The 5,250-nt window shown below is 71.4% G+C and carries 3 protein-coding genes and 1 CRISPR repeat array; all 3 genes read left to right on the top strand.

What is annotated here, in order from left to right; all coding sequences use genetic code 11:
• Nucleotides 1-350: 350 nt before the first annotated feature.
• Nucleotides 351-1,232, top strand: a complete 882-nt coding sequence (locus FNQ90_RS11805; protein ID WP_182606331.1) for a helix-turn-helix domain-containing protein — start codon at nucleotides 351-353, stop codon at nucleotides 1,230-1,232.
• On the top strand, nucleotides 1,229-1,420 hold the full coding sequence (locus FNQ90_RS11800; RefSeq protein ID WP_182606330.1) for a DUF397 domain-containing protein: 192 nt from the start codon (nucleotides 1,229-1,231) through the stop codon (nucleotides 1,418-1,420). Before FNQ90_RS11805 ends, FNQ90_RS11800 begins: the two co-directional genes overlap by 4 nt.
• Before the next feature lie 143 nt (nucleotides 1,421-1,563).
• A CRISPR array of direct repeats spans nucleotides 1,564-1,896; the repeat unit is 28 nt; unit sequence GGACCATCCCCGCGGGTGCGGGGCCGAC.
• Between the two features lie 191 nt (nucleotides 1,897-2,087).
• Nucleotides 2,088-5,066 (top strand): CRISPR-associated helicase Cas3', encoded by a 2,979-nt coding sequence (gene cas3 / locus FNQ90_RS11795; RefSeq protein ID WP_228471057.1) that lies wholly within the window; start codon nucleotides 2,088-2,090, stop codon nucleotides 5,064-5,066.
• Nucleotides 5,067-5,250: the final 184 nt, after the last annotated feature.

Genomic DNA, 5,250 nt, shown 5'->3' with positions numbered 1-5,250 from the left:
GGACAGGCCCGCTGGACCAGCCGCTGGAAGACCGCACTGAACGCCTTCGACATCACCTTCGACGGCCGCCTCTCCACAGCCCGCCACTAACCAACCACCCCCGTTACACCGCTCGATTGACAGACTCACGTGACGTGCGATGGAACGAGTCTGCCGTGTGCTCAAGGTGTCCACTCGGCTGACCAGGGGTGGTTGATGCGGGGTGGTGGGAGGCACGGGCAAGGGTCGCGACGTGTACGTGGGGTCAGCGTACGAACACGCGGTGTGGACAGTGCGTGGTGTGCGTCGCCACCATGGACGGGGAGCGCGGGGGTGCGAAAGCTCGGTGCGGTACGGAGAGAGGGCTGCGGATGGACAACGTCGAAGAGGATGGCGCCGGAGGCATCGACGTGCGGTCGGCGCCGGCGGGGGACTGTGACCGGGAACCGCATCCGTCGGACAGTCTGCGCACCTTCGGCGCGGTCGTCCAGGCGCTGCGCGAGCACGCCGGCCTCAGTCGCGAGGACCTGGGCACCCGCGTGCGGTACTCCAAGCACACTGTGACCTCGGTGGAGTTGGGCCGCCGGATGCCGGACGAGTCGTTCGTGGAACGCGCCGAGGAAGCCCTCGGAAACACCGGGGCCCTGCGGAAGGCCGCCCGCCACCTCACCCGGGGCGAGGCGGGTCTCGCGGCCTGGTTCCGCCGGTGGGCACGGCTGGAACGCGAGGCGGTCAGCCTGAACACGTACGAATGCCGCCTGGTACCGGGCCTGTTGCAATCCGAGGCGTACGCCCGAGCCGTGTTCGAGGGCACGATTCCGCTACGGACCGACGATGAGCTGGAAATTCAACTCGCCGCACGGATGGAACGTCAGGCGACGATGAGGGAACGCCCGAAGGTGCCGTTCGGTTTCATCGTCGAGGAGCACGTCTTCCGGCGGCGGTTCGGCGACGCGGCGGCGATGCGCGAACTGATCGGCGGTGTCCTGGACCTCACCGCGCCGCGCAACGTGACGCTCCAGGTGGTGCCCCTGGACGCCGGGCTGCACGCCTGCCTGGACGGGCCGGTTCAGATCCTGGAGACCCCCGACGGACGGCGCCTCGGCTACTCCGAGGGACAGAAGAACGGACGCCTGATCTCGGACCGAAAAGAGGTGAGTGCGCTCTGCCAACGCTATGACACACTGCGCTCGCAGGCCCTGAGCCCCAACGAATCCCGGGACCTGCTGGAGCGACTGCGAGGAGAGCTATGAGCAGCGGGACCACGGAACTCGCCTGGTTCAAGTCCAGCTACAGCGGCAGCGAGGGCGACAGTTGCGTGGAGGTCGCGACCGCCGAACGAGCCGTCCACGTGCGGGACTCCAAGGACACCGGCCGCCCGGCCTTCACGGTCGGCCACGAGGGTTGGGACCCGTTCGTCCGCTTCGTGACGCAGAGCTGAGCGGTCAGACGCACGGGGCGTGTCGCCTGTTGCCGGCCTCTCGGCCCGGCAACAGGCGACACATCTTTCCGCCGGGGGGTAAGAGTGTCCCGCTGGGACCATCCAAGCGCCGTCCACGAGCCTGGAAGCACCACCGGTCACCCGAACCATCCCCGCGGGTGCGGGGCCGACTCGGCCGGGGAGGCCCTGGTGTTGTCGGATCGGGGACCATCCCCGCGGGTGCGGGGCCGACGGTATTCAGGGAAACCGGTCCCGCGAAATGGAAGGACCATCCCCGCGGGTGCGGGGCCGACCGCAGCACGAGCACGACCAGGACGTGCGTGCCGGGACCATCCCCGCGGGTGCGGGGCCGACGCGGTCGCCCCCGGCTGCCGGCCCCGGCCGGACGGACCATCCCCGCGGGTGCGGGGCCGACTAGAGGCCGCGCAGGAATCCCGCCGGGGGAACGGGACCATCCCCGCGGGTGCGGGGCCGACACTTCTTGACCTGCTGCTTTACCCGGCCGGGAGGCCGTTTTCATTCGGTACGGTTCCGGGTCCCATCCTGGCATCCAAGCGTAGCCGGCGGTCGAAGAACGTCGGTTCGGCGGAATCGCCTTCGGTTGTCAGTGGCGTGTCCTAGTGTCTCTCCCCGAAAGCGATGCACCAGTTGTACCAGGGGTGGCACGATGAGTGACGATGGGGGCGGGGCGACCCCCGACATCGAGGAGATGTTGGGAGCCCTGTGGGGGAAGTCGGCGGAGAGGGCCGGTGGCAGGAAGAACCTGCTGTTGTCGCATCTCCTCGACACCGCTGCCGTGGCCGAGCGGATGTGGGACGGGTTTTTGGCCCCGTCCACCCGGTTGGTGCTCGACGACATCGCGGGAGGGCCCGGGAAGGGGCGGGGGTTCTTCGCCTGGCTCTGCGGCGTTCACGACTACGGGAAGGCCACGCCCGCCTTCCAGCGCATGTGGCCCGAGGGGGCCGAGGCGGTACGGAAGGCCGGGCTGACCTGGTCCGACCACCTCATCTCCCGGAAGCCGTGGCGTCACGACCGTGCCGGAGCGCATCTGTTGTGTCGTGACCTCTCCGAAGCGGGTTGGACGGAGGAGCGGATCGACTGGCTCTGGCCGCTCGTCGCCGGTCATCACGGGAGGTTTCCCAGCCGGAGGGACATCAAGCCCACCAGCCGGGCGAAGGGGCATCTGGTCGGCCTCGGCCCGTGGCCGGTCGCGCAGCGCGCGTTGTTGACGCGCTTCACCGCCGAGTTGGGCTTCGAGGACGTGGCGACGCCGGCTCCGGCCGGTATGCCCAACCGCGCGGTTCAGCTGCACCTGAGCGGCCTCATCGTGATGGCGGACTGGATCGCCAGCGACGAGAAGCACTTCGGCGGCGTGGACGACCTGCGTGCGGTGACCTTCGAGGCGGCCCGCGGTCGGGCCGAGAAGGCGTGGTCGGCCCTGGGAATGCACCGGGGGTGGGGGAGCCGTGCCCCGGTCGAGCCGGAGGCATTCCAGGACCGCTTCGGGCAGGCTCCCCGGCCCTCCCAGACGATGGTGGTCGAGGCGGCGCGGCGCATGACCGTGCCGGGCCTCCTGGTCGTCGAGGCCCCGATGGGGGAGGGGAAGACCAAGGCGGCGCTGTTGGCGGCGGAAATCCTCGCGGCCCGTTTCGGGGCCGACGGCGTCTTCGTCGGGATGCCCACCCAGGCCACCAGCGACCCGATGTTCGGTCAGGTCCGTGAGTGGTTGGGCGGGATCGATGAGGAGTTGCCCTCCCGGGTGGCGCTGCTGCACGGCAAGCGGATGTTCAATCCCGAATGGCGTGCGCTGGTGGAGGGTTCGGAGGAGAGCGACGCCTCCCGGTTCGGTGGGGTGGACGAGTACGGCGAGTGCCCGGAGGACGATCCGTACGGGTTCGGCCCCGAGGACCGGGGCGACGGGACTCCGTCCTCGTCCCCGGGCGCGGGGGCGCGGGGTCCCGCCGAGTGGTTCCTGGGGGCCAAGCGCGGGCTGCTCTGTCCGTTCGTCGTCGGCACCATCGACCAGCTGCTTCTGGCCGCGACCAGGACCAAGCACGTCATGCTGCGCATGGCCGGTCTGATGGGCAAGGTCGTCGTCCTCGACGAGGTCCACGCCGCCGATGTGTACATGTCCCAGTTCCTGATGGAGGGGCTGCGGTGGCTGGGGCAGGCGGGGGTGCCCGTGGTGCTTCTCTCCGCCACCCTGCCGCCCCGGCAACGGCAGGACCTCGTCTCCTCCTACCTGGCCGGGGCCCTCTCCCGCGAGGAGTACACGGCGGACGGGTTGCCCGAGCCCGGTGGGTATCCCTCGGTGACCGCCGCCTGGCCGTCCGCCCGCCCCGAAGGCACCCGGGGGACCGAGGAAGTGCCGGAGCCGCGATATCTGGTCGAGCACTCCGCGGGGTGGCGCGCCGATCTTCCCGTCGCCCTCGATCTCCTCCCCGAGGCCGTGCCCCCGCCCCATGCCCGGAGGGAGGACCGGGAGGCCGCCGAGGAGGCCGCGGCCCGTTCCGTCGCCGACCTGCTGGAGCGGGAACTCGTCGACGGCGGCTGCGCCCTGGTCATCCGCAACAGTGTGGCGCGGGCCCAGCGGCTGCACGAGCTGCTGCGCGGGCGGTACCGGGAGAAGGGCGAGGTGCACCTGTTGCACGGTCGGCTCGCCGTGCGGGACCGGGCGGACCGGACGGGCGAGTGCCTGCGCCTTCTGGGGCCCGCCGGAGTCGAGGGGGCGAAGCCCCGGCCCCGGCGGATGATCCTGGTGGCGACGCAACTGGCGGAGCAGTCCTTCGACGTCGACGCCGATCTGTTGGTGACCGACCTGGCGCCCGTCGACCTGCTCCTCCAGCGCATCGGGCGGTCGCACCGACACGCCGGTGTGCGCCGCCCCGCCCGGCTGGCCGCGCCGCGTGTGGTGGTCACCGGGGTCGATGCCGTGGGCTCGGAGCCGCCCCGATTCCCGGGGGCCTCGGAGGGTGTCTACGGGCGGTATCCGCTGCTGAGGTCGGCGGCTCTGGTGCGACGGGCGATCGAGGGTTCGCGGGACGGGTCGGGGGATACTGCCTGGAGGGTCCCGTCGCAGGTGCCGGAGCTGGTCGCCGCCGGGTACGACCCCTCGGACGACTCCCTGCCGCCGGCGTGGCGGGAGGTGGCGGAGGCCGCCCGGCGCCGGTGGGAGGACACCGAGCGGAAACGTGCGGACAGGGCGGCGGGGTCCCTGTTGACCAGGCGCGGTGACCGGGAGGGGAGCACCCTGGCCGGTCTGCACGTCGCGGGCCGGGCGGAGAGCGGTGGCGACGCCACGGTGGAGTGGCTGGTGCGGGACGGTGACCCGACGGTCGAGGTGATCGTGGTCGTGCGGGAGGGCGGGGTCCTCCACACCCTGAGCGGTCGGGCCCTCTCCGTGAACGGGGATGTCCCGGACGAGCTCCTGGAGGATCTGCTCGGCGGGACGGTGCGGCTGCCGAGCTCCCTCACCGAGGCCGCGATGGAGGAGCTGCGCCCCCTGCCGGCCTGGTTCGGCCACGCCCGCCTGCGGTACTGCCCGGCCCTGGTGCTGGACCACGGACGCGGCACCGCGCTGGGGAAGTACGAGGTGGATTACGACGAGGAGTTGGGATTGCGGCAGCGAGTGCTCACCGCCGGCTGACGCCCTGGCCCCCCTCGGTCCCGGTCCCATCCCCGCCGCTGCGGGGCCGACCGGCCGGTGAGACACAGAAGGGGACCATCCCCGCCGGAGCCCGGTGCCTCCCCGGAGGACGGCCGCTCGCGGGGCCGGGGAAATTCTCGCATTCGTCCGCGGAACGGGGAAGAGGCATGCCAGAGTTGACGTC

This window comes from Streptomyces alkaliphilus (genome assembly GCF_014141535.1).
Classification (GTDB): domain Bacteria; phylum Actinomycetota; class Actinomycetes; order Streptomycetales; family Streptomycetaceae; genus Streptomyces; species Streptomyces alkaliphilus.
Note: the sequence above shows the minus strand (reverse complement) of the source record. Positions and strands in the feature narration are given on the sequence as shown.

Bases quoted from the DNA above. Each gene is read 5' to 3' on its own strand.
- FNQ90_RS11800 (WP_182606330.1), top strand. From the start codon at position 1,229: ATGAGCAGCGGGACCACGGAACTCGCCTGGTTCAAGTCCAGCTACAGC.
- FNQ90_RS11805 (WP_182606331.1), top strand. From the start codon at position 351: ATGGACAACGTCGAAGAGGATGGCGCCGGAGGCATCGACGTGCGGTCG.
- cas3 (WP_228471057.1), top strand. From the start codon at position 2,088: ATGAGTGACGATGGGGGCGGGGCGACCCCCGACATCGAGGAGATGTTG.